Here is a 23576-nt window from a genome sequence, read left to right as displayed (position 1 = left end):
TGTCGTATAACTATCACTCATTCGGCGTGAACTATCACCAATTTGTTGTTTAACTATCACTAATTAGGCGTGCGAATAAATTTATTACATTTATTAGTGGGTTAGTCATTTTAAACTATCACCATTCCAGCGCAGAAATGGATATTTATCCGATGTAATCGTATTTCGGTGTTCAACTATCGCTTTTTCGGCGTGAATAGAGGTCTATAATCTACGGAAGAGACGTGTTTTTCATAATATCCGGCTTTATTTCATTAACTATCACTTATTAGGCGTACTTTTAACGATTTTTTTCTGTAAATCCGGTTATATAACGGAAATGATCACTGGTTTTGTACGAAACTACCTTAGATATATGAAGGATTGGTCCTCTTTTCTACGAACTATCACTGTTTTGGCTACCCTTGTTAGAAGAAAGTTACCATATCCACTTAACTATCACTTATTCGGCGTACTTTTATGAGTTTTCCTGTATATCCGGATATGTAACGGATATAATCACTGGTTTTATACGATATTACCTTAGATATATGTAGGATTGGTCCTCTTTTCTACGAACTATCACCGTTTTGGCTACCCTTGTTAGAAGAAAGTACCCATATCCCACTGGAACTATCACTTATTCGGCGTACTTTTTTGAGTTTTCCTGTATATCAGGTTATGTAACGGAAATAATCACTGGTTTTATACGATATTACCTTAGATATATGAGGGATTGGTCCTCTTTTCTACGAACTATCACCGTTTTGGCTACCCTTGTTAGAAGAAAGTACCCATTTCATGACTACTCTTAGCAAATAACAAACCGGCGCAAGATCATTAAATCCACACCGGTCCCATTTATTATTTTGAATCCGCGCGATATAAAAATAACGCCATTTCCCCACGGGTGATCGCCGAGATGGTTCCGAATTGACTGGACGATTTCCCCTGGGTGATATTGTTTTTCAACAAGGACCTGACCGCTTCTTCATAGCGTGAGGAGACATCTGTAAAGGGTAGTTTCACCCCTTCACCGGATAATTTATACGCCCTTTGGATCAATAGCGCCATTTCTCCACGTGTCATCGTATCATTAGCACCGAAATAGGTTGATGATTTTCCGTTTACGATATTTTCCCGTTTTAAAGCATTTACAGCGCCCCATGCCCTCTCAGGAACATCAAAGTATGGAGTGGATTTAGAATTCGTTGTATCAAGGTTCAGGATTTTAGCCAGCCAAATAGCCGCATCCACGCGCTTAATCCTATCTTGTACCCCGAATTCTTTTTTGGAAATCCCTTTAGCAACTTCCCTATCTGCCAAATACGTTACAGCAGGAGAATATTTGCCCGTTACATCCTTGAAGGCGGGTTCGGCCCTGAATGACATTGTATAGATTCCGCCCTGCCAAATGACTTTCGCAGAGGGAATAAAATAATACGTGCCTTTCTCTAGCTCGACTTTTCTGGATGACTTTTCCGGATCCCCTATAGCGCCACTGCTTATATGGGAATCATATGAAATACTTTCTTCTTTCATCAATGAATACCCACTAAATTCGGATGAAAAGTCAATCATTAAATAGCCATCATATTTCATTTCAATCTTATAATAGTCAACTTTATCCGTGTAACTTAAAAAGCCGATGTGGGTTTTCATATCGTTTATTTGAAGAGGGATAGCCTGCTTCCTACTATTATTTGGTTCAATCTCTTCATTATTAGCAGGGATAAAAGAGACGAGCATCTCATAGATTCCTTGATAAGAATCGTTGCCTTTTATACTAATATAATAGGTGTCCGCCTCAAGATCTGTATGTGATTTCCATAGAAGAGGCAACCCTTGGTAGAACCCGAAGTGATCCCAGGAGATATTTTCTCCTTTCGAATCGTATAGATTGAAGACGCCATTCATCATTTTGGAATTAATATCAAAAACCAATCTACCTGGTTCTTCCAATTCTATTTTGTAATAATCTTTTGTATCATTCCAGCTAATAAATCCTTTGATCCGTTCCCCATTTACTTGAATAGGCATCGCCTCTATAAATGTCTGATTCGGTTCAATTTCAGTATTATTCGCCGGTTCAAATGTAACATTCACAGCATATTTACCATAACTGGTTTTATTTATATCTTTAATAAACAATGTATATACACCGGGTTCTACGTTCATATCTTTACTTAAAGAAGTCGGATTTTCCGGTCGGCCATTATAAATCCCTCCCCAATGGCCAATCTGTTCATTATTCGATCCACGTAGTTCTATCGTTGCCGCGGAAAAATATGCATCCACAGTAATGTTCAATGTACCTGCTTCTTTGACTGTCAAGGTGTACGCATCCATTGGTTCTTGTTCGGAAATGGTTCCCGTTACAGTCGTATCAAAAGGAAGAACTGTATCTGCTTGTACGATGGGTGCTATTGTGAATCCTGCTACAAACAGTAAAAGGGAAATGACTAAGATGCTGGATTTCTTCAATGTTTTACCTCTCCCCAATGAATATTGAATTTAACGAAAGTATTATTCATAGACTTTCTTTTAAATTATATTATAACTTTAGTTATTTGCAATAACCTATTGTTAATTTCAGGTAGTCTATTATATTAAATAGGTAGTAGGCAAATAAAAATCAGAATAATTGGCGAATCCATTGTTTTTTCGTATGTTTGTTCAGTACTGTGAATTATTTGTCTTTGTGTTTCGTACCCCAAAATTTAATGCTGATTCGCAGTATACAATACGGAATTAAGGAAAAAATAAAGAGTCCCTGCCAATCATACAAATGTAAATCGTATGGCCGGCAGGCACTCTTTTATTTACTTTGAAGCTATTCTTGTGTTCAGATATAGAAAAGTAGATTAGACAAGCACCTTGTCTTGTTTAATTTGACGCGCAATTTTCTCTGTTAAGCGTGATGTTACTTTCGGTAACACCATTTTAAGAACAGGTGACAACACTGCACCTGATAAGCCACCCGCATTTACCTCAATTGTCCCTGTCATCGTTGTTTGCTCTGCTGTTTCCTCGGCAGTAAACTGTCCACTCCCAGTGAATTTGTCCGTCAACCCTTTTATTTCAAAACGAATCGTCGTTGGCGCTTGAAATTCAGTAATGTCTAATTCCATTTTCACCGTCTTTTTTAGGCCCTTGAAGTTCCCTTCAAATGTCCAAACGGACTTTTGTTCATCAATTTGTTCATGCTCCTTATAAGCTGGAACCATCGTGGCCCAGTTTTCAATGTGACTAACATATTCCCATACGTTCTCTACCGATGCTGAAATGTTTACGGAATGCGATGCGATTGCCATACGTTTCACTACCTTCTTTTCTATTTTCAATGTGGTTTAAAATTAAGCTTCAAGGGATCTACTACTATCATTCTCGTAGACTTAGTCTATATATTCACCAACTAGTATTATACCGCAACTGCCCATTATGTACATGAGTGAAGGGTGCCACCACTACTCAAAAACGTAACCAGGCAAAACTAAAAGGTCTGAATCCGGTGCAATACCGAATGCAGACCTTACAAGCTGCCTAACAAAATAGCTGTTTATTTTATAAAATCGTGATGAATCGGTTGAATACCCTCTCTCTCAGTATTCTTCCCCTATCGACTTCTTTTCGCAAAAAGTTTTTTCTTTATGTTTATATAGTTTTTCATTTCAAAAATCAAATAAAACAGATTCGCCCGTATTTCAAATTCTTCTCTAGTCTTCGGCAACTCCATCTCGCCGATCAAGGCATTTAATTCCTCTAACTCATTTAATGAAATGTCGGTTGTATCCCCCGAATGAACGTTCCTACTTAAGTTCTCCAAGAAGTCTGCAAACATTTCTTTCTGTTTGACGTCTAGGCTGAATGAAGAGAAAATAGCAACGATTTTCATCATATGCTTTAGGAGTTCAACTTGGTCCTCTCGCATTTCCAGATAATAATAATCTATATTCCGTTTTTGCAACAGACGATTTTCTTCATCTTGAATGGCAACGTTTTTGGATTGATTGATCAAATCTTCAACCTCAAGTATCTCTTTCCCGTCCCAGTTTCGCTCACTATCCCTTAAATGGGCAGAGAATTCAAAGAGAATAATTTCAAACTTTTGTTCAATCTCCTTCTTAAAGTTTTCAATATCTTGCTTGAAATTTGGCATGAAACTATTGACGAGAAGAGCAATTCCCATACCGATGAAAATAATATAGACCTCGTTCAGAAACAGGGACCAGGTAGCATCCTGTACCGTATAAACATGTAATACGACAACCATACTTGTGACAAAACCAGCCTGGATGTGAGCTCTTACAAGGATTGGAATAAATAATAAAATAAATAAGGAAAAGACAATGGGATGATAACCTAATACTTCAAAAAACAAAGCACCAATCATCAAGGATAAGAGAGAGGCTAAGAATTTATCCTTCATTGTAATTAATGTCTTTTTCTTCGTTTTCTCGATACACATAATAACAATAATTCCTGCAAACGTTGCAAATTCCAAATCCAATATACTCGCGATCCAAATTGCCAGCCCTGCTCCTACAGAAGTTTTTATCGTCCGATAGCCCATGCCAATCATGGAAGCACCACCTATTATTTTCTCAGTAAACCCTTACAGGTTACCTTTTTTAAACAGTCACGTTCATTCACATATGTGTACAATCACTGAAACCGTAATCGTTTGGCATCAGCTTCGATGTATATCAATAAACTTGTTGTGTATTCTAAGAATAGTTCGCCTATTCCTCGAAATTCATCTGCCTTTAGTTTACCATGTAGATAATGAATCGTGACATATATCCGACGCATTAAGATGGATATCCACACCTTCTGTCGTCTGGATGTAGATGTCTTATCAAGAATGTCCGAGCGTAGGAATTTCCAACTTTACAAAGTGCCTGGTTCTAAAAAATCTGGCGTCATAAGTGGTAGTAACAACCATTAGACATGATTACTAAACTGGTCAAATAGCTAACTAAATCTCACACTCTCTAATTTTAAAAATCTATCTAACCTATTTACCATATTTTCTTTCGTAGTTGGGACTTCTTGAGGCATATAATTAACAAAACTCACCATATCTTCTGGGTAGTGATGATTTCCATAAAACTCTGCAATTTTATTTAATAATTCATTATCTTCTTTACATCTTTCTTTTATTCCAGACAAACAAACAAATCTGAGTTTTCTATTCTCCTCTACTAATATTGTGCTTTCTTCATCTAATTGAGGGAAATAATTAGTTTTTATTTCTAACATCACTTTATCTAAATCTTCACTAGATACACCCCATGCAAGTTCACTAACAAACCCACTTTCATCACCAATCTCCATCAACTCTACTGCATAATCAGAAATAACGTCTTTACTAAAATAATTTTCTTGGACACCTACAAAAATAGTTTTCCAGTCATAATTAATATGTCGATTTTTTAAATCTTTTAAGTTCATATTATTCAACTCCTACTATTTTGGGATTTGATTTGGCTTACCGGTATAACACCATTTTCAATGAATATCCTGTGGCTCAACATTCCATTCAAAAACACCTTTTCCGCCATTATTACTCCCTGTTATTTGCTATAATTCCCTTTTAACGTCGTCCCCTCCTACCAGTGGAAACTCCTCCGCAAATCTTAAATAATTATCAACAACATAGAAAAACCATGTTCCTTTGATACATGAGGGAACTCTTTTTTCTATACTTTCCGTTGTCTAATTATTATTGATTAGTAAGGTTTGATAGCTACCGAGTAGGAGCTGCTCTAATTGAATAGACAACTCCGTTAGTTTTGTCACGACATCTATTTCATTATCTGTAATAGACTATAAAAAGGTTACAAAGCGCATTGGCATTTTTTATCTGTTTACCGAAAGAAGACTCTCACTTAAAAAAACACAAAATCATTAGCTATTATCAAGATTCTATTGTTGTTCGATCAACAAAGTTCTGATTCTCTTTAATAATCATTCTTGAAAGACGTCTTCCTGCCCGCTTAAAGAAGAAATCATCAGCAAACTCCTGTGAATTTATTGGATAAATCTTGTTTATAACCCTATTTTTTTTATCATATTCAATTTGCCCCATTGAATTCTCATTTGGTCCATACAGATATACTACCCTATCTTCGTCCTCAAACTCCTTCAACATCAATACAAAAACTGCCATGAATCTTCACTCCTCATAGTCTTTCTTCCAATTCCACAGCCTTTCAGATTCTATTGTTTTGTCATGCGCAGTTCTATAGTTAGTAATCGGTACCGATTATGTTAAATAGGTACCTGAAATTAATTTTCTGGAAAATTAATGGCAGTAACTACATCTGTAAACAGCCCTTCAATATCTGAAACCCATGTTTCCATCGTCATAAGATCCTACGCAATTCGCGCCAACGCAGTCATCTGATTCGCATTTGGGTGAGTCAGGGGCAGACACCGTCTGTTTTAGGGCTGTTGTGAAGCAGCCATGGAACGTCTTAAAAAATTGAAGATAAATTTATTGTAACGCTGTTAATGCACCACTCTAAAATAAAAAATTGTTTATTCGGCACCCCACCCCATAAAAGAACCTTGAAAGGCGTATAGCCAATCAAGGTTCTTTTCACAAAATACAGCTTAAATATTAATGACTCTCTCTACTTGTATCCCCCTACTAACAACTGATAACCATGGCATCACTTGATCGGTAGTGAATATTTGGAAATGGATTAACTCTTTTTGGTTGTACTGTTTGAGTAGTTCACTATCTTTTAATAGCTCATAGTTTTGAATTGTATACCAACTCAAACTGTAAGAGCGTTTTTCTTCTTCTCGTACACTTAAAAGATTTGTTGTTAAAGAAAAGTCTGCTTTTAAACAGTCCCTAAACCTTAATTTTAACAGTTCCTCTTCATCACTATTATTGTAATAATCAACGGTTAAAACTAAGTCTAACAAATCATTTTCCCAATTAATACACTCGACAATACTATCAGTAAAATCTAAAGTATTGTAAATTTCTTCAAATCCATTTGCTATCAACATTTGGGCACCTCTATTTCTTAAAATAAAAATGGGTCAACTCTCTTAATTTTGGAACGGCAAATGGCAGTCTGCGTAAAATGCGCGGATCGCATTCCCGCCTTTCCCTTTTAGCACATCTTCTATCGCAACGAGACCTTCTATCGACTTATGATTCGATTCCATTTCGTTCCCCAGACGATCCAGTATTGCGATGTTCCGGCGAAGCCCATCTTGAAATGGAGAAACAACAAAAAAGGGCGGCAGTCAATTTAACCACCACCCTAAAAGCAAAATTCTTGTTATATAATGCTATCTCTTTTTTCTTAACATCTAGTAAAATAAATACCTTAATGAATTCACTGGAAATATTCACCTCTTCTTTCGTGAGTAGCTAAATCTGCATATCGTGTCGTAATTGGTAATCGGCTATTTTTCTCTACAAAATGTAGGGTTATTTTTATTGAAGTCTCCAAATCAATCCAGTTACCACATGAAATAAAAATGGGTTTTACATCTTTTCTCGTTCTCAACACTGCTCCATATACTTCTCCATCAATTTTAATTAAAGTAAAATCTCCTATTTCGTTTTTCGGCATTTGAAAATCGGTATCTTTTATCTTTAAGTAGCTTTTTGCAACACCTATCGTAGGTTTCTTCAGATAGAATGAGGCATGTGTTGCGATTCCCATATGCCTATAATGAAGATAACCATTTCCATCAAACATAAAAAGATCCGGATCACTTTGTAGCTTTTTCACTGCTCCCATTACCAAAGGAAGTTCCCTAAAAGCCAAGTACCCTGAAATATATGGTACATCTATTTGTCCTAAACATTCTACTTCTTCAATAACTTTCTTTGTAATATAATCTATTACTACAATACAACAAACTCCATAATCTATTTTCCCCTCTGTCCAATATGCAATATCAATACCGGCTACTAAACGAATATCTTCTAATTGAAAACTATTTTTTAATGAAATTTTTGAAATCCATTTTTCTTGTTCTCTTTTAAACACTTCTTCTCTTTCCATTGTCCACCAATTTTCTAGCATAAGTTTAATTTGATTCTGTTGGTTCTATCTTTCCTTCTAACACATTGCCATGTTCATCATATTTTTTAAAAGTCCTTAATCTACCTAAAACTCTATATTCAACTACTTTTAAAACACCATTTTCATAGTACTCTTTTTGTATACCTTCTAATGTATTTTTGGCTAGATATTTAATTTCTTTAACTTGTCCATTAGGATAAAAATAAAGCATTTCTCCGTTCTTAACCCCTCCCTTAACTACATAGTAACTTGCTAAATCACCATTTTCATAACAGTCATAAATTATACCAGTAAATAAATGTTCATTATTATCTTGATCATATTCTACTATAAAGGAATCATATTCATCCCCTCCATAACCAAAACTGCTCCCGAATTTTTTACCATTTTTAACAATATATTCCTTATAAAATATCTTATCTTCCAATCTTTGGCACCTCCGAAATTACTTCAAATCCGTCTAGTAAATACGTACAGTGTGGACAACATTTAAACATAATTCCACCAGGTTTAGTCCTATTAATTCCTGTTCTTATTACATTTACATTTAATTCTTCTATTCGAGCATTAGGATTCGTCTTTAGGGCATTATTTACAGCTATAACTTCGGCATGGGAGCCTGCCCCCTTACTTTGCTGACTATAAGATTCAAATATTTCTATTGGTATATTATCAAGTCTATTTTTAAGTAAAGGAACTAACTCCGGAACTGCTCCATCAAAAGCATTTATAGCATAGTGGTATTGCCCAGTTGTTTTATCATAAACTCCTGCAAGAGCTGGCCCCATTTTATCTTTTCCAAAATTCAGATGGGCAATAGAAGCCGCTATACCATTCGACGGTGTACGATGTAGCTAATGGAAATCATATGCCTTTTTACTTTTCTTGAGGATTGATGAGGGGAGTAACTGTTTAAGTATATTTATTTATCACCTATTTATTAAAAAAACCTTGAAAGGCGAATAGCCAATCAAGGTCTGATTTTACAAATTAGTTTTATTCACTTCTTCGAACCATAAATCAAAAATATCATCGGGTAATAGTTCGTCGTCATTCGTATAAACTAAATCATATCTATATTTTCCTTTTAAACTATTTTGATTTACATTGTAATATAATTTCATTTCTGTAGGCATTTCTTTATTGAACTCTTCACATTTTTTATGGATAAGCTTTAAATTTTGATTTCCAATTCTTAGTGCAGTCCTCTGTCTATCTCTCGAAATATCGTAAACTTGATTGTGTTGACTGTCTAATTCTTTTGTAGCCTCATTTAGTTGATGTTTATGCAAAATCTTTCCATTAATTCTATAGAAAAAATCAAAAACATACATTTCGGGTTCATATGAACAATAAATAAAGATTTCATCTGCTTTATTTTCGACATACTCTAAACAAATAGCCACCATGTCTGTTTGTAATTCTGAAAAATAATCCTCAAAAACCTTCACTTAATCACCCCTAGTTCTCTATACTTGTGAACCTCATACGACCATCTATTTCATATTCTATATCGAAGCCGCTCGGTCTTAAATTATTTCCTTTGTAATTAACTTTAACATTAACTGAAACATCTTTTCCTACTTTTATTGCTTTAGCCCATTGATTTTCTAACTTTTTATATATACTCAAATTAACGCTACTTGATTGAGACACCAGATTATCTAAATCTGGAGATCCTCCAAATCTATCTGCAGCTAAGTGCCCTGCATGGTCTCCGGATTCTTTTCCTGGCGTATTGGGCTTATGCCGTAATCTATTATCACGTTCTGTTAATTTTAAGTCATCTGCATTAAATTCGGTAAGTCTTCCTGATTCATCTGTTTTATATAAATAATCATATTCACCTGCTTGATATTTAATATTGGGTTTTAATTTACCACCCTTAATCTTGTGACTTCCATCTCTTATAATATCATCTACAGCCCCACTAACTCCCGTAACATCTTTACCCGTAGCCTTCCCAGTGTCCTTAACCTTATCCCCAGATTTCCGAATATCATTCACAGTATCCAGTGCTTTAGCAGGTTTAATTAAAGTAAAAGCCGCAGCTTCTAATCTCTCATTTGCTGTCGCATCGGCGCTAAGCATAGTACCGATATCTTCCGTAAAGAAGTCAAACGCACCCATGGCATAGGGCGCAAGGCCATCCGGAGTTCCAGGTCCATTTCCACCTACGACTTTCCTCATACCCTCAAATGTAATTTCTTCATCATAAGGTGGCAGCGTCTGAATGCCACTTTTGCGATTTGGATCATCAAAATCCGTATTTTTAAGATAGTTAATTAGTTGAACAACTTCATCTGAACTTAGCTCCTCCCCCTCAGTAATGAACCCGTTTACTTGTTCTTCATTGGTAATATGGTCTCCATAAACCGTGGCGATCGGTCTTCCATAATTCGCCATGTTTGAATATGTTAAAATGCCTAGATCATAAAGCAGATTCGGTCCATCCACAAATCCATAGCTAAACTTAAGCGGATTTCCACCACCTAACAGCGCGCCAAGCATCGTTGTAGGCTGCCCATTCACACCCATCCTGACAGGAAGACCAGCCATAGCTGCGGTATGTTGCGCCAATTCCGTCTTTAGCGTATTTTTTGACGACAAGGCAGCCCATTGATTCGCTGAGAAATTAATGGCAGTAACCCCATCCGTAAACAGCCCTTCAATAATCCATGTTTCCATCGTCAGTAGATCCTGCGCAATTGGCGCCAACGCAGTCGTCTGATTCGCATCGAATTCATGCAGTTGTGTGAGGGTAGTATCTCGTTTAAGGGTAGTATCTCGTTTAATTGTAGCAGTATGAACGCCTTCCTGCACTTCGCTATCATCGAGATGTGGAAGAGCAACGATGTCTGCAACTTGATTCATTATGCTGTTCGCTTCATCCGTTAGACTCTCCGTCAGTTGCGCAATAGTCTTCAGCCCTTGTTCGATTTCTGCGTCTAGGAAATGCTCACGAATGAAACCTGACGAATCTGGTTCAAGTCCATCAAGGGCTGCGTCCATCTGTTTTAGGACGTATGTGAAACGGCTCTGAAATAGCTTGAAAAACTGAAGGAACGGCAAGTGGCAGTCCGCGTAAAATGCACGGATTGCGTTTCCCCCTTCGCCTTTCAGCGAATCTTCCATCGCAACGAGTCCTTGAACCGCTCGATGGATGGTTTCCATTTCATTGCCTAGACGATCAAGCATCGTGATGTTTTGAAAAACTATTTTATCTTCGAATTTCTACTTTTAACAAACGCAAAAAAGCGCTACAACAATAGACTGTTGTGGCGCCCTTTACACTCGCTATTACTCGTTTTCATTTTCAACGTCAGAAGGTAAATGACCTAGAGTCAGCCAATGCTCTTTGACTAGTTTCGGTGCCGCTCACACAACTCAGTCCCGGTCATACTCCCCCTATCACTTTATTCGCGTCGTGCTACTTTTTGAAGTTAATGAAGGGTATCAAGTCCTATATTTGATTCTGAACTGTTTTTCCATCGTTTAATTCATGCCATGTGTATTTATTTTGCGCTCTCCATTTCGCAACATCCGCCTACGTCCATTGCTTTTCAAATATCGACCATTTTCCGCAAATAATTCGTCTGCTTTTGAAAAAATTGAAGGTCTAGAAGCTGACATATCCAAGATTTCAACCCCACGTTTCTAAAATGGAGTAAAGCCTGGCATTAAATTCTTATATTCTGCGTCTTTAACTCTAGCTTCATCAATATATAATTTCACTACTTGACTATCTGTAAGAAAAGTAGATTCTCCTCTTTCGCCAGTCCATTTTCCATTATTGACAGGTATTTGATTCAATCTGTCTTTATAACTACTTGTTAAAGGGCCCAGTAATCCCACTAGATTTCTTACCAGTATTACCTATACCCTTATTAGGGTTTCGCGCCTCCGAAATCACCTTGGATTTCTATCGTACCATCTACTACAGTGCTACCATAAAACTGTATGAAGTCATAAAAAACCTTGAAGGGATTTAGTCAATCAAGGTCAAACAGTATAAATTATTCTTTGTTTAAGAAACTAAGAAACCCTTTGAAATCATTACTACAACCTTGCACCTCGCTTAAATCCATTCCAATGAAAGGTACCTGTACAAATGGTTTAATTTCACTCTTAATATCAATACAATAAGCTGTATCTCCACCATCAGAACCAATGATTAATAAACCTGAGGCAAACTCTTCAACCCCATAAGCATCGTTTAATTCTATTAAATCCTCTAATTTCCACAAAACTAAATACGATTCACCAATTGAACCTTCCCCACCATTTGAAATTAATAAAAAGTCATAATAATCTTGTGAAAACTTAACACCTAGTAGTTCTTCAACCTTCTTAATCTCGATTTCTGAAACTGGTTCATTAAGTTCAAACTGGCTTAATAAAGCTTTAATTTGATTATCCATTTTTATCCTCCTTCACAATTTATCTACTTTTTCAGGTTACGCATAAGGTTGTTCCAGTATCTTGTATATTCAGCGTGTTCTTTTGGGCTCAACGGGATTTTATTGCCATTATCAGTAGGACTTCCATTAAATTTAACTGGTTGAATTTCATGAATTTGTTTTCCCTTTAGCTCTGGGTTTTTTCTATGCAATGCAGCATTGGCACTATTAGCTGCTTTTCTTGCGTTTTGATATTCTTCACCTTCAAGCAATCTAAAAGGTCCCTCAGGCTTCGGTCCATTCATTGGATATCCATCCCAATTAGTTACTGAGAATCCACCTTGTTTTACACCTTTATCAGTCCCCTTACTAGGGCTTCCCGCCTCTTTACTACCATTCACACTACCCTTAGACTTATTTTCAACAGTGGGAGTCTTCTTTACAGAAAGATCCCCTTTATATTTAGATGGCTTGGCTCCGGAGATGAAAGCGAGCTTGAAACCTTTTTGGACAATCGCATTCGGTTTTAGATAATCAACAAATGCAAGTTTTGTACCTTCAAAGTACCCACCGAGCTCGCGGACACCACCATCATCGAATTCCTCTTCCACTTTGTTGTCCACTTCATATTGAATTGGCTTGCTTGTCCCAAGCTGGTATTCTTTGACGATCAGACCATTTTCGTACACGTGGAATTTTAACAGGTTATAGTTTCCATAAGCATCTCTTTTAATTGTCTTGGTCTTTTTACCCTCGAGTGCCTGAAAGGTTCCCGGTGTGATCTCCGTGCCTATCAGATTCTCCTGATTTCTGGTCTCTACGCCTCCATTAACCGGAGAGCTCTGTTGTTCGATGGCCGTTTTCAATCCACTGTTCATTGATATCGCATCCCACTGGTTCGATTGAAAATCTACGTCAGTGACTCCGTCCGTAAACAGCCCCTCAATATCCGAAATCCATATTTCCATTGTCAGTAGATCCTGCGCAATTGGCGTTAATGCGGTCGTCTGATTCGCATCAAATTCATGCAGTTGTGTAAGGGTAGTATCTCTTTTAATTGTAGCAGTATGAACGCCTTCCTGCACTTCGCTATCATCGAGATGTGGAAGAGCAACGATGTCTGCAACTTGATTCATTATGCTGTTCGCTTCATCCGTTAGACTCTCCGTCAGTTGCGCAATAGTCTTCAGCCCTTGTTCGATTTCTGCGTCTAGGAAATGCTCACGAATGAAACCTGACGAATCTGGTTCAAGTCCATCAAGGGCTGCGTCCATCTGTTTTAGGACGTATGTGGAACGGCTCTGAAATAGCTTGAAAAACTGAAGGAACGGCAAGTGGCAGTTCGCGTAAAATGCACGGATTGCGTTTCCCCCTTCGCCTTTCAGCGAATCTTCCATCGCAACGAGTCCTTGAACCGCTCGATGGATGGTTTCCATTTCATTGCCTAGACGATCAAGCATCGTGATGTTCCGATGGAGTCCATCCTTTAACGGATGAACATCAAGTACCTTCAAAGTGTATCGCCCCCCCATTGTCTGGCAACAATGACAATCACTTTCAACTGCTCCCAATCTCTTTTAGTAGTCACTAATCCCCTGACGATAAACATCCCTCTCCTCGTTTTATTCAAAAATCTAATAAATAAAAATACTTACCTATCATGTCATACGAATACAAAGAGGTATAAGTTTCCTATTTACAGAAAAAGATCCAAAAGACTTATTCTTTTTCGATACTTTCACAACTAAAGTTACAAAGTCATAAGGCAAGTGCTTTTAAAAATCGGTACCCGTGTGTGGCACTAATCAAGTAATTCATTACAATTGTATAATACTAAAATGAAAGTCAGAAAGGTTGGCGATTTACGGCTTTTTTGTATGTTTACTTGGATGTATGAATTATTTGTCTTTGTTTGATGCAGAGGCACTAAATTTCAAGTGTCCAACGAAACCCACAAAGTGGCCGACCAATCGAAAGCTTTCCCACCAAACCATCAAAGCGACCAACGAAGCTTTTAAATATAGTTTGTCCATATGACGAAAAAATAGCGGGTATGGGACGTGTTAGTTCAGATTGTTGGTATATTTTTTTTAGTTTAACGTCTAGCTATAAGGGAATATAGGAATTAGGGGATATTATTCTGAGGGGGAAGAGATTTGGAAAACGTATTGATAGATGAAGAAATTAAACAATATATTAAAGATCATAAACAAGCTTTTGAAAACCAATTATTAGGTCAAGCTGGAAATGTAAGAGATAAAATTGACGATATCTTAAAGTTTGGGGAAGTTGACCTCATTAACAATGCACATAAACTAGTTAATTATGTCATTAATGGTGATGAAATTACGGAACTTCAGTTATTTGCTAAACAGGAAGGAATAGCATGGGCTACACATTCCATACCTTTATCTTTTAAACTAGAATGGGTACAAGCGATTCGCAGGACTCTTTGGAACTTCATACAAGAATATAACAAGGATGAGCAAAAGTTCACGATTGATATGGTTTTCATATTGGAAAAACAATTTAATAGTCAAATAGATGACTTTTTAAATTCATTCTTTATTAGCTATTCAACATATAAAGATTCATTGATTTCGGCTCAAAAGGAAATAGTTGCAAACTTATCTGTCCCTATTATTCCGATAACACCGAGCATATGTATACTTCCCTTAATTGGCTCAATGGACTCATTTAGAACAACTATCCTAGAGGAAAAAGTTTTAGAAGAGATTAACAGACTCCATGTTCAAACATTAATCATTGACTTATCTGGCATAGCAAGTATGGAAAGTAATGTAATTGAACATCTTATGAAAACTATTTACGGCACTTCCATGATGGGATGTCGCACAATCATTACTGGTTTGCGTCCAGATGTTGTTAGACAATTAATCAGTTTAGGTATTAATTTTGATAAAGAAACGAAAACCTTTGGTACTTTACAACAAGCATTAAATGAAGTCTTACTAAAATAATGAAATTAGAAATCGCAGTACATACCTAGTCCACGCTAATATAATATGTAATTGCAGTGAATTACCGATTTTTTGTATGTGAATTCAGATGTGTGAATTGTATTTCTATACTTGACCAAAATATACTTCATTTAATTTGTCGTTAAAATCTTTATACGTAAAAAGAGACGATTTCATCTATTGGATAGATGAAATCGTCTCTTTAGGTATCTGCATGCGGCACAAACTTGGTAATTCACTGCTATTGTATAAAACCACAATGAAAGTCAGAAGAATTAGAAGATCACTATTTTTCGTATGTTTGTTTAGATCTGTGAATTGCTTATCTTTGTTTGATGCACAGGTCCAACCTATTTAGTAGTTGTAAAATAGAATTCTCCTAGAATTTCCTGCGTTTGATAACGATCTGGTGTAAGCTCTTTTTCAATATAAGAGTTAATCTCTGATTGTTCAAGATCGTACATGACTTCAATTTCTTTGGAAAATAGAAGTTTTTCTTTTTCAAGCAAGCTAGAAAGGGATGGTTGTTGTTTTGGTTGAAGCTCTTCCGTGTTTAGCACTTGTTTTAATCCGTCAACATAGTATTCAAACGGACGTCCACCAACAATTTTCACACCTTTATTGTCCTCATTCATCATGATAATTGTAGGGAATCCTCTGGCACCTAGGCTTCTAACTAGTTCAAAATCTTTGTTTAATAATTGTTGTCCAATTGGTTGTTCGGCTTCATTTACAACGGCTTCTCCATCAAGACCAAGTTTATTTACAATGTCAATCATAACCGATGGATCTGAAATATTTTGATTAAATGCGAAAAGTGCTTCTCTGGCACGGCGTAAATACTCAAATGCTGTAGCATCATTATGATTTTTTTGGATTACTTTAAACACACGAGAAGCCGGGTAAGAAGATTGAACTGGATTATCAATCATTAAAGTACCGTCAATTGGCATTCTTGAATGTTCTCCAACTTCTCTCCAATGACCAGCAACGTCAGCTGGTTTATATATTCCGTTGGCAGGATCGATGGGTCCATCATGCCATTTTTCCAGCAAACCGCCCATAACCGTATGAAAATTAAAATAATCACCATATTGCTCTACAAAACGACGTAGTGTCGGCTCAATTGCCCAACAATGAGAACAAATGGGATCTGTCACATAATAAAGATTAATCTTTTTTTCTGGTTGATTAAAATCGATGATTTCAATTTCCTCTTCTCCAGCTACACCGCATACACCAGTTTCTAAATCACAAATCATATTATTATTGTTCTTCAATTGATCATCCCTCATTTCTATAATATTACGATTACATACATACAAAACAAGATTCCACTCAACATTTAGATATTTTAACTCGGACGTAACGGCTATGTTATATTCCGGGTGACGAAAATAAACCGTTCACGGTTTTTTCATACTAAACTCCATTCTGCAATTTGAAAATTCCCTCTTGCATCTCTTGTGCTCCCAGTAACTATACCGATTTTAACCAAACAACTCCCCCCTATTATGGATTACAATGCATAGTTATTAAACATCGCTTTGAAAGTGGATTATTTGCTTACAATTGAATCTTATAACATAATGAAAATTATCAACACCAATAGTTCGTTGGAAATGTCGTTTATACAACACATTGAAGAATTTGTTTAAAAAGTAGGAGGGAGATCAATATGACTCAACCAAAAACGGATCCTCGAATTCAACGTACCCGTAAATTAATCATGGATTCCTTTATGGAACTATCAAGTAAAACTGAATTTAAGGATATTACCGTTAAGGATATTACTGCTGAAGCTATGATTAATCGTGCCACATTCTATTATCATTTTGAAGATATATATGATTTATTGGAAAAGGTATTATCGGAAGTATTATTGGTTAATTTGGATTTTGACTACTATCAAAAAAATGAACTAAATGAAGAAACGCTGGTTAACATTTTCAAAGCGATTACAAATTTTCAAAAATCATTATCTAGTCGTTGTCATAGAGGATACGAAGATACAATTGCCCGTATCATTAGGGAGCAGCTCGAAATCATTTTTTATAAAATGCTGTTAAATCAAAATAAAACTGAAGAGGATAAAGCTCTAAAAATTACTGCTGTCATATTAAGCTGGGGAATTTATGGAGCTTCTGTAGAGTGGAAAAGATATAGTAAGGAGATAGCGCCAGAGGAATTTATCAAATCGGCCATTCCTTATATAATTTCTGGGATTGACTTTGGAGTTACAAAGAAACAGATGTAAATGTTGGTTGTTTCTGTTTATTAGTCTCGGATGTGTTTTTGTCTCGTGGAATAACAGGACTCAATATGCATAGGTGTTCTGCTCTGTATATATATATAATAAAGAGCGTATCCGTGATGGGAGTACGCTCCATTGTTGAAGTCGGCAATGATTCAATTATTTATCAAACGTCCCCTTGTCGCTACCAATAACTAGGTTTTTTTTATTGCGTTTATATCATGCAAATTACCATTTACCGTAATCTCACCCGCAACGTCACCAATACTATCACTTTTCTTCTCTACAACATCATCAGCTTTTGTAATATTGGTCCAGAGCCCTCTTCTATAAAAAAAACCTAGATTAGCATTAGCTAATCTAAGTAACAATTTTCTTTTTTAATGCTCTAATCATCATTGTGTTAGTTGTTTTCTCACTTTTGTGTTTCTAAATCTGTTAATCTAACAGATTTAGGTAAACGACTCTCTTTATTGATACAGTTCATAACCATTTCGGTGCTTGTATCTAAATCAATCCAGTTTCCACAAGAAACAAAGATGGGTTTAACACTTTTTGTCGTCCTTAAGTGTTCTAAGCTGTATAACCTATAACCCTTGCTCTTCCTCTTCTATCTCAAGTTGTTCATTAAAATAATCAGCATAGGTCTCCCATTCATCTGGTTTTGAGGTAAAAGATTTTTTTCCAATTCAGAAATTTCCACTGCATCAAACCAAATAACTGAAGGAGTATTTTTTGTATCCATGACTATAAGACTTTCTGATGGCTCAGCTAGAACGACAAATCTGGTTGGCAAATTTTCAGACTCTCTCAATCTAATCGTTTCATCGATGATATTTAAACTGTTACCTACCCTAGAAAAAGAATAATTACTAATACTACCCAAATATCCCCCACTAAAAAATGTTGATATTTCGCAAAAAGTTTCTGGCAATTCTATTTCTAACATTTTTTCTATTTCTATTAACTCTTCATTGTTAATTCCATCATCAGAATAAAGAGTTTCGTATCTTTTTTTCATTTCTAAATTTCTTTTATTCATAATACAATCCCTCTCTACAATTTATTTATTTATTTTCTATTCTCAATTTCCAATATTCTCTTGTATCTGCATTGAATTTTTTTCGCTCTATAGGAAAACTAGGATTAGGTTTAATTTTACCAAACTGGCTGTTAAAAACTTCATATGTTTGTTGAGTTCCTTTCGGCCGAGTAGCCGTCGATTTCGAATCAAATACTTTGGCGTACCCAATTGGTAATGAGTGTTAGATAAAAGATCTAGTTTATTTTGAGTTTTGCCTAGTGAACTGTTGACGACATCTTGGTAAATTGGGGAATAGATGGACTCCATCTTCTCTGTACTTACCACTTTACTTACTTGATTTAAATCGTTACCTTTTATGGCTAATTTTTCACCCGTACTTGCCCAGCCAGCAACGGGAATCATCGCTCCAAAAGAAAGGGCCGCATTTAATGTATCCCCTCTCGCCGCATAGATAACACCATTTACGCCATCTGCTGCTTCACCAAAAACAGGTACAAGCCCTGCAATATCTAATCCAACCTGAAAAAAATCTAGTAATTTGTTTTCTTTCGGTTTGTCGACTTTAACGATCTCTTCTGCTTTATATTCAACTTTGGAAACAACTTCATAGAAAACTGTTTGTCCTACAACATACTCTTTAATGAGAAAACCATTTATATACTCATGATATTTTATATTTCCCTCTACATTTTCTTCAATAGTAGTTACTTTCTTTCCTTCAAGGGTTTGAAAAGTTGCTGCATTAATCATCGTACCGATCAGCTGTTCATGTTCCTTTACCCATAAGTCAGTGGGATATATGTACAAAAAGCCCCACACAGGAGATAAATCCTGATGTGAAGCTATTATACACTTAACTCCTGGACCTACATTTAAATTACTAGAGTAGCGAATTGTTTGAGTACCTGGTACCCGACACTTATATAAGCCTTGTAATTCATACAGCTAGTCAGAATTTTAGATATTCGAATTTTATCTCTTCTCATTTTTATTATTTACATAATTTCGCACAAACTGTCTGTTTATCTCACTTTGAGGTAACAACCCTAAATGTTGATATTCAAAAACCATTTGTCGCTGCGTTGGAGATATAACCGAATTTATTACGTCTTCATAATCATAATTAATTTTTATCTTTCCAGGATACTTCAATATTAGTGTTAAATTCGTCCAAGGCTCTTGATCATTATCAATAAATATTTGTCTTAAATCATGAAATTTAGTTTGTAATCCTAATAACAAGCTATCATAGGTTTTTTCACTTACATTATATTTTGCAGGAATATCATGAGAATATATAAAATCTTTATTCTCGTAAGTATTGAAATAAAAGAACACTTCTCCAGAACCATCCAAAATTTCAGCATATAAGTAAATCTCATACCAATTACCATCAGGTATCATACCAAGGATATCCTCTGCTATCACGGGGTACATCTGATTCATCTGTTGTTCCATAAGTTTACTAACCCCCATTCTGATTTTGGACTGTTACCTTTTTTACCCTACCACCATCGATTGAATACTCGACTATAAAGTTATCTGGTCGGAACTACCAGGGTATTGAGGTTTTATTTTTACTTTCGCGCTACCTCCTTCTCTACCTAGAGCTGATGCCCACTCTTGTTCCATCTGATGCCATTTCCCACCTGCTTCATTTATTTGGGAATTCATAGGCACCAAATTATCAATATCTCCGGTTCCTTTAAATTGACTACCAATTAAATGACCGCCGTCATCTCTCTCTGGATAAATACCTCGGATTCGGTCTGTTTCCCCCACATTACTTTGAGAGGATACACTTATGAAACAAATGAATTTGGTCGTATTGATGGCGTCGATGCTGAATTACGACTTGGCAAAGGAACGGAAAATCGTTAGTTGTTTTGTACTTTACATTCGTTTCTAATACCTTTCTATTACCAACTTTACCAATGTACGCTCCATAAGGAACCTCAATTCTACTACCTTTAGCCGCACCTATACTAGGGATCTCTGTTTTTGCTGGTGGCATGTTGAATGTAAGTGCATTTGGCGTACGCAATTGGGAATGAGCGTTATATAGGTTATCTAGTTGATTTTGAGTTTTTCCTAATGGACTGTTGACGCATACCAGCCTGAGTTACTTTTTCTTCCATCACATAGTCATCTGAAAATGGATGATGTCCCATCCATTCTTCCAGATAAGAATAATTAATGTTGACAGAGTGAAACAGCATTTCCTTCTGATTGGTAAACTCATCGAAAGCACTATTTCAGCTTCGTCTATACCAGGGAAGTTAGATTCGGAACGAAGAGAACCATTTCACTGGTTTGGGTAAAAAGGAATATGGATTAGGTTTCCGTGTCGTTTCCCAGTCATCTCTGCAACATCAATACTACTTACTAATAATTGTTCTTCTTGTTCAATAATCCGAGAGTATAATTCATCATTTACATTAACCACGAATACTGCATCCCATTCTAACCCAAAAAGAACGCATACAGTTGGTAGCTGTACGCGCTCAATAGTTAGTATTAGAAAAATGTCGACATTCATCTAATTTTATTGCATAGGTTTGATACTGTACACTTCTTTATCGTTCTCACACGATTGGGAAGTTTTTTAATTTGTCTATGTCGTACAGATTGATAAGAAAGCCGAATTCCTCTCAGGTATAGCTTAGTAGTGTCGCATGTTGTAATTCATATAATTGGATGGCCACTGCATCTACTTTCTTCTTGCTGTACGCTCCAATTAAGATATCGAAGTCGATTAACTCTGACTTACCTGGTTCCAGTAGCTTTGTAATTTGCATAACTAGCTTGTTCATATGTGTGCCGCCTTTCCTTGCATATAAGTAGCGTCTGCCTGCCGTGCTGTGACTTTGCATGAACTGTCCTGCTGTTCATTTAATACAGTTTCCATTTCCTGTCGTGCCGTCTGTTCTGCTACTTGACTGAATTAGGAAGCTAAATTACTCGGCTCTATGGTTGTCATAGATTCATTTAAATTGCTCTATCCGGAACCAAAGGTCTAGCCTATGGTTTTCATTTCTACAATAAATAGCAGTAGATATAAAATCTACTGGCTACTAACAAATATATATCTACTTAAATATTACCTTTTCTCCTGACTCAGTATATACAAAATACTTTGTATTATTTTCATTAAGTAAGGTGATATCTGTCCCTATTGGCATATCAAATATATTCATTATTGCTGGTTCTATCTCAATAATAGTTCCCCAATCACAAATTGACATATTTGATGCATCAGCAAGATATTCGTCTGTATCTATATCCGACAAAAATCTCCACCCATTATCAAGAGCATTTACTGGTTTTTCTTTCATACACCATTTCAATTTCCCTTTATTTTGTAAAATATTATTAGATACAACGCTACCACCTAATCCACTACTCTTTTTCAACTAATCACCTCCATGACTTTTTTCATATCATCAGTTCCACGTTCTTCAATTAAATACTTTATTATTTAATTATAAAACATTATATATATAAACTACGTTTCACTTCTGCCAATAACTCTGTTAGCTCAGTTTTCTCTGGATTTTTCTTCACTATTTTTTTTACATTTCTGTCCAAATAATTATAAAATGTTTTAAAATCCAAAAAAGCTATTTGTTCAATTTCAACCGCTGGGTAACCTAGTTCTATCAAAACATGTTTTTCATCTAAAGGTCTTGGTAATTGTGCCATATCATATTCATCTAAATCAGACTGAAAAAAGGCAAATACTATCTCTTGTCCATAACCTTCTCTTTCGGCAAAGCTTTTTAATGCTTTTTCTAGATATTTTCCATTTATGAAATTAAAATAAGTTAGCATTAATTTATCAATATCTACTTTACTTTCCTTTACTTGATATTCTCCACTCATTTTCGTCCTCCAATCACATCATATTTTTAGTTAATCATAATAGGGAATAAGTTTGTTATTTCACCAGCCTCATTCAGATACCCTCTATATTTTAAACCGTTTGAAGCAGTTCCTTCAACAAGCCTCCCATTTACTTTTCCGTTCTGCAATGCTTCCTGTCCCCATTGATAAATTTTGTCATCACTAATCTTAGATGGGTCGTAAACTGTTTTAGGTTCCTTGATATTTTTATATGATACTGGTTCGGCAACATTACCAGCCATATCTTTTCTAGGTATTTTATACTCTACTTCATAAATTCCTTCAATTGATTGATGTGGTTTTTTAGACACAATTAAATCATCTGGATTGATGAAACCTTGACTTTTCACTGCTTTATTAAATTCATCCATATTGTGACCACCAACAATACCTTTTTTAGTATTAACATTTTCAACATATTTTAGATGATTTTTTGCATTCCCAACAAAATTCAATTTATTAGCCCCAACATCCACATTCTTTACTTCAACCTTAACATCGACATCTCCACATTTTATTCTCGTAGGAATATCTTTTTTTTCGGATGGCATATTGAATGTAAGGGCATTTGGCGTACCCAATTGGTAATGAGTGTTAGATAAAAGATCTAGTTTATTTTGAGTTTTGCCTAGTGAACTGTTGACGACATCTTGGTAAATTGGGGAATAGATGGACGCCATCTTCTCTGTACTTACCACATTCCTTACTTGATTTAAATCGTTTCTTTTGTTGAATTACCGTCGCGATGATTAAATTATTTATCTAACGTATCCTTGTTGCTACCAACAACTTGGATTCTTTTTATTGAATTTATTTCATGCAAGATAATCCTCCAGCCATAACATTCCTATACCTTCTTAATATTATATTGTTATCTTGGAGTGTTGGTAACTTCATCAACTTCTGTAACGACTTATGTTTAAAAGTTAATAATTACAATATAAAAAAGGGATG

At 35.8% G+C, this 23576-nt stretch carries 26 protein-coding genes and 1 pseudogene; 2 read left to right on the top strand and 25 right to left on the bottom strand.

Features of this window, described 5'->3' with window-relative positions; all coding sequences use genetic code 11:
* Positions 1-843 precede the first annotated feature (843 nt).
* From AC25Y6_RS06285 to AC25Y6_RS06220, 14 genes are all read right to left on the bottom strand, one after another.
* Entirely contained in the window at positions 844-2463 is a 1620-nt protein-coding gene (locus AC25Y6_RS06285; protein ID WP_488142378.1) for an S-layer homology domain-containing protein, read from the bottom strand.
* A gap of 380 nt (positions 2464-2843) precedes the next feature.
* On the bottom strand, positions 2844-3323 hold the full coding sequence (locus AC25Y6_RS06280; RefSeq protein ID WP_488142377.1) for an SRPBCC family protein: 480 nt from the start codon (positions 3321-3323) through the stop codon (positions 2844-2846).
* Positions 3324-3595: 272 nt separating this feature from the next.
* Positions 3596-4561, bottom strand: a complete 966-nt coding sequence (locus AC25Y6_RS06275; protein ID WP_488142376.1) for an aromatic acid exporter family protein — start codon at positions 4559-4561, stop codon at positions 3596-3598.
* Between the two features lie 392 nt (positions 4562-4953).
* Positions 4954-5433 (bottom strand): DUF2247 family protein, encoded by a 480-nt coding sequence (locus AC25Y6_RS06270; protein ID WP_488142375.1) that lies wholly within the window; start codon positions 5431-5433, stop codon positions 4954-4956.
* A gap of 466 nt (positions 5434-5899) precedes the next feature.
* On the bottom strand, positions 5900-6151 hold the full coding sequence (locus AC25Y6_RS06265; protein WP_482102313.1) for a hypothetical protein: 252 nt from the start codon (positions 6149-6151) through the stop codon (positions 5900-5902).
* Between the two features lie 446 nt (positions 6152-6597).
* On the bottom strand, positions 6598-7005 hold the full coding sequence (locus tag AC25Y6_RS06260) for a hypothetical protein (RefSeq protein WP_488140818.1): 408 nt from the start codon (positions 7003-7005) through the stop codon (positions 6598-6600).
* 42 nt (positions 7006-7047) lie between these two features.
* Entirely contained in the window at positions 7048-7248 is a 201-nt protein-coding gene (locus AC25Y6_RS06255; protein ID WP_482106453.1) for a T7SS effector LXG polymorphic toxin, read from the bottom strand.
* A gap of 92 nt (positions 7249-7340) precedes the next feature.
* On the bottom strand, positions 7341-8018 hold the full coding sequence (locus tag AC25Y6_RS06250) for an endonuclease V (RefSeq protein WP_488142374.1): 678 nt from the start codon (positions 8016-8018) through the stop codon (positions 7341-7343).
* 25 nt (positions 8019-8043) lie between these two features.
* Positions 8044-8466, bottom strand: coding sequence for a toxin-antitoxin system YwqK family antitoxin (locus AC25Y6_RS06245; protein WP_488142373.1), 423 nt, complete (start codon positions 8464-8466; stop codon positions 8044-8046).
* Positions 8456-8848, bottom strand: coding sequence for a YwqJ-related putative deaminase (locus tag AC25Y6_RS06240; protein WP_488142448.1), 393 nt, complete (start codon positions 8846-8848; stop codon positions 8456-8458). Before AC25Y6_RS06240 ends, AC25Y6_RS06245 begins: the two co-directional genes overlap by 11 nt.
* A gap of 174 nt (positions 8849-9022) precedes the next feature.
* On the bottom strand, positions 9023-9490 hold the full coding sequence (locus tag AC25Y6_RS06235) for a DUF600 domain-containing protein (protein ID WP_488142372.1): 468 nt from the start codon (positions 9488-9490) through the stop codon (positions 9023-9025).
* Positions 9491-9500: 10 nt separating this feature from the next.
* Positions 9501-11237: a T7SS effector LXG polymorphic toxin gene (locus AC25Y6_RS06230; protein ID WP_488142371.1), complete on the bottom strand. Its 1737-nt coding sequence runs from the start codon at positions 11235-11237 to the stop codon at positions 9501-9503.
* A gap of 818 nt (positions 11238-12055) precedes the next feature.
* Positions 12056-12460, bottom strand: a complete 405-nt coding sequence (locus tag AC25Y6_RS06225) for an SMI1/KNR4 family protein (RefSeq protein ID WP_488142370.1) — start codon at positions 12458-12460, stop codon at positions 12056-12058.
* A gap of 23 nt (positions 12461-12483) precedes the next feature.
* Positions 12484-13953: a ribonuclease YeeF family protein gene (locus AC25Y6_RS06220; RefSeq protein WP_488142369.1), complete on the bottom strand. Its 1470-nt coding sequence runs from the start codon at positions 13951-13953 to the stop codon at positions 12484-12486.
* Positions 13954-14595: 642 nt separating this feature from the next.
* Here AC25Y6_RS06220 and AC25Y6_RS06215 point away from each other — a divergent pair.
* Positions 14596-15420 (top strand): STAS domain-containing protein, encoded by an 825-nt coding sequence (locus AC25Y6_RS06215; RefSeq protein WP_488142368.1) that lies wholly within the window; start codon positions 14596-14598, stop codon positions 15418-15420.
* Between the two features lie 350 nt (positions 15421-15770).
* Here the strand turns inward: AC25Y6_RS06215 and AC25Y6_RS06210 are convergent, their stop codons facing one another.
* The gene (locus tag AC25Y6_RS06210; RefSeq protein ID WP_488142367.1) at positions 15771-16715 is read right to left on the bottom strand and encodes a DsbA family protein; all 945 of its coding nucleotides are present in this window, start codon (positions 16713-16715) and stop codon (positions 15771-15773) included.
* Positions 16716-17098: 383 nt separating this feature from the next.
* On the opposite strand from AC25Y6_RS06210, the gene AC25Y6_RS06205 reads away from it, so the two are divergent.
* Positions 17099-17677: a TetR/AcrR family transcriptional regulator gene (locus AC25Y6_RS06205; protein ID WP_488142366.1), complete on the top strand. Its 579-nt coding sequence runs from the start codon at positions 17099-17101 to the stop codon at positions 17675-17677.
* A 412-nt stretch (positions 17678-18089) separates the two neighbouring features.
* Here AC25Y6_RS06205 and AC25Y6_RS06200 read toward each other — a convergent pair.
* The 10 genes and pseudogenes from AC25Y6_RS06200 to AC25Y6_RS06155 form a co-directional block, all read right to left on the bottom strand.
* Positions 18090-18242: pseudogene (locus tag AC25Y6_RS06200) on the bottom strand (endonuclease V); the annotation flags it as partial.
* A 42-nt stretch (positions 18243-18284) separates the two neighbouring features.
* Positions 18285-18716, bottom strand: a complete 432-nt coding sequence (locus AC25Y6_RS06195; protein WP_488142365.1) for an SMI1/KNR4 family protein — start codon at positions 18714-18716, stop codon at positions 18285-18287.
* Positions 18717-18803: 87 nt separating this feature from the next.
* Entirely contained in the window at positions 18804-19538 is a 735-nt protein-coding gene (locus AC25Y6_RS06190) for a hypothetical protein (protein ID WP_488142364.1), read from the bottom strand.
* A 153-nt stretch (positions 19539-19691) separates the two neighbouring features.
* Positions 19692-20177: an antitoxin YezG family protein gene (locus AC25Y6_RS06185; protein WP_488142363.1), complete on the bottom strand. Its 486-nt coding sequence runs from the start codon at positions 20175-20177 to the stop codon at positions 19692-19694.
* 72 nt (positions 20178-20249) lie between these two features.
* A complete protein-coding gene (locus AC25Y6_RS06180) occupies positions 20250-20501 on the bottom strand; it encodes a DNA/RNA non-specific endonuclease (protein WP_488142362.1) in 252 nt (83 codons plus the stop codon).
* Positions 20502-20785: 284 nt separating this feature from the next.
* On the bottom strand, positions 20786-20938 hold the full coding sequence (locus tag AC25Y6_RS06175) for a hypothetical protein (protein WP_488142361.1): 153 nt from the start codon (positions 20936-20938) through the stop codon (positions 20786-20788).
* A gap of 432 nt (positions 20939-21370) precedes the next feature.
* Positions 21371-21592, bottom strand: a complete 222-nt coding sequence (locus AC25Y6_RS06170) for a hypothetical protein (protein ID WP_488142360.1) — start codon at positions 21590-21592, stop codon at positions 21371-21373.
* A gap of 216 nt (positions 21593-21808) precedes the next feature.
* Positions 21809-22132: an immunity protein Imm33 domain-containing protein gene (locus AC25Y6_RS06165; protein ID WP_482103383.1), complete on the bottom strand. Its 324-nt coding sequence runs from the start codon at positions 22130-22132 to the stop codon at positions 21809-21811.
* A gap of 79 nt (positions 22133-22211) precedes the next feature.
* Complete coding sequence (gene cdiI / locus AC25Y6_RS06160) at positions 22212-22601, bottom strand: ribonuclease toxin immunity protein CdiI (RefSeq protein WP_488142359.1); 390 nt, start codon at positions 22599-22601, stop codon at positions 22212-22214.
* 26 nt (positions 22602-22627) lie between these two features.
* Complete coding sequence (locus AC25Y6_RS06155; RefSeq protein ID WP_488142358.1) at positions 22628-23203, bottom strand: CdiA family toxin C-terminal domain-containing protein; 576 nt, start codon at positions 23201-23203, stop codon at positions 22628-22630.
* Between the last annotated feature and the right edge of the window lie 373 nt (positions 23204-23576).

This window comes from Sporosarcina sp. Y1004 (assembly GCF_057669665.1).
Note: the sequence above shows the minus strand (reverse complement) of the source record. Positions and strands in the feature narration are given on the sequence as shown.

Excerpts from the sequence above, each read along its gene's own strand:
- AC25Y6_RS06195 (WP_488142365.1), bottom strand. The coding sequence starts at position 18,716 with ATGAATAAAAGAAATTTAGAAATGAAAAAAAGATACGAAACTCTTTAT.
- AC25Y6_RS06265 (WP_482102313.1), bottom strand. The coding sequence starts at position 6,151 with ATGGCAGTTTTTGTATTGATGTTGAAGGAGTTTGAGGACGAAGATAGG.
- AC25Y6_RS06170 (WP_488142360.1), bottom strand. The coding sequence starts at position 21,592 with ATGCAAAGTCACAGCACGGCAGGCAGACGCTACTTATATGCAAGGAAA.
- AC25Y6_RS06210 (WP_488142367.1), bottom strand. The coding sequence starts at position 16,715 with ATGAGGGATGATCAATTGAAGAACAATAATAATATGATTTGTGATTTA.
- cdiI (WP_488142359.1), bottom strand. The coding sequence starts at position 22,601 with ATGAGTGGAGAATATCAAGTAAAGGAAAGTAAAGTAGATATTGATAAA.
- AC25Y6_RS06175 (WP_488142361.1), bottom strand. The coding sequence starts at position 20,938 with ATGCTGTTTCACTCTGTCAACATTAATTATTCTTATCTGGAAGAATGG.
- AC25Y6_RS06250 (WP_488142374.1), bottom strand. The coding sequence starts at position 8,018 with ATGGAAAGAGAAGAAGTGTTTAAAAGAGAACAAGAAAAATGGATTTCA.
- AC25Y6_RS06260 (WP_488140818.1), bottom strand. The coding sequence starts at position 7,005 with ATGTTGATAGCAAATGGATTTGAAGAAATTTACAATACTTTAGATTTT.
- AC25Y6_RS06225 (WP_488142370.1), bottom strand. The coding sequence starts at position 12,460 with ATGGATAATCAAATTAAAGCTTTATTAAGCCAGTTTGAACTTAATGAA.
- AC25Y6_RS06205 (WP_488142366.1), top strand. The coding sequence starts at position 17,099 with ATGACTCAACCAAAAACGGATCCTCGAATTCAACGTACCCGTAAATTA.
- AC25Y6_RS06230 (WP_488142371.1), bottom strand. The coding sequence starts at position 11,237 with ATGCTTGATCGTCTAGGCAATGAAATGGAAACCATCCATCGAGCGGTT.
- AC25Y6_RS06275 (WP_488142376.1), bottom strand. The coding sequence starts at position 4,561 with ATGATTGGCATGGGCTATCGGACGATAAAAACTTCTGTAGGAGCAGGG.
- AC25Y6_RS06270 (WP_488142375.1), bottom strand. The coding sequence starts at position 5,433 with ATGAACTTAAAAGATTTAAAAAATCGACATATTAATTATGACTGGAAA.
- AC25Y6_RS06185 (WP_488142363.1), bottom strand. The coding sequence starts at position 20,177 with ATGGAACAACAGATGAATCAGATGTACCCCGTGATAGCAGAGGATATC.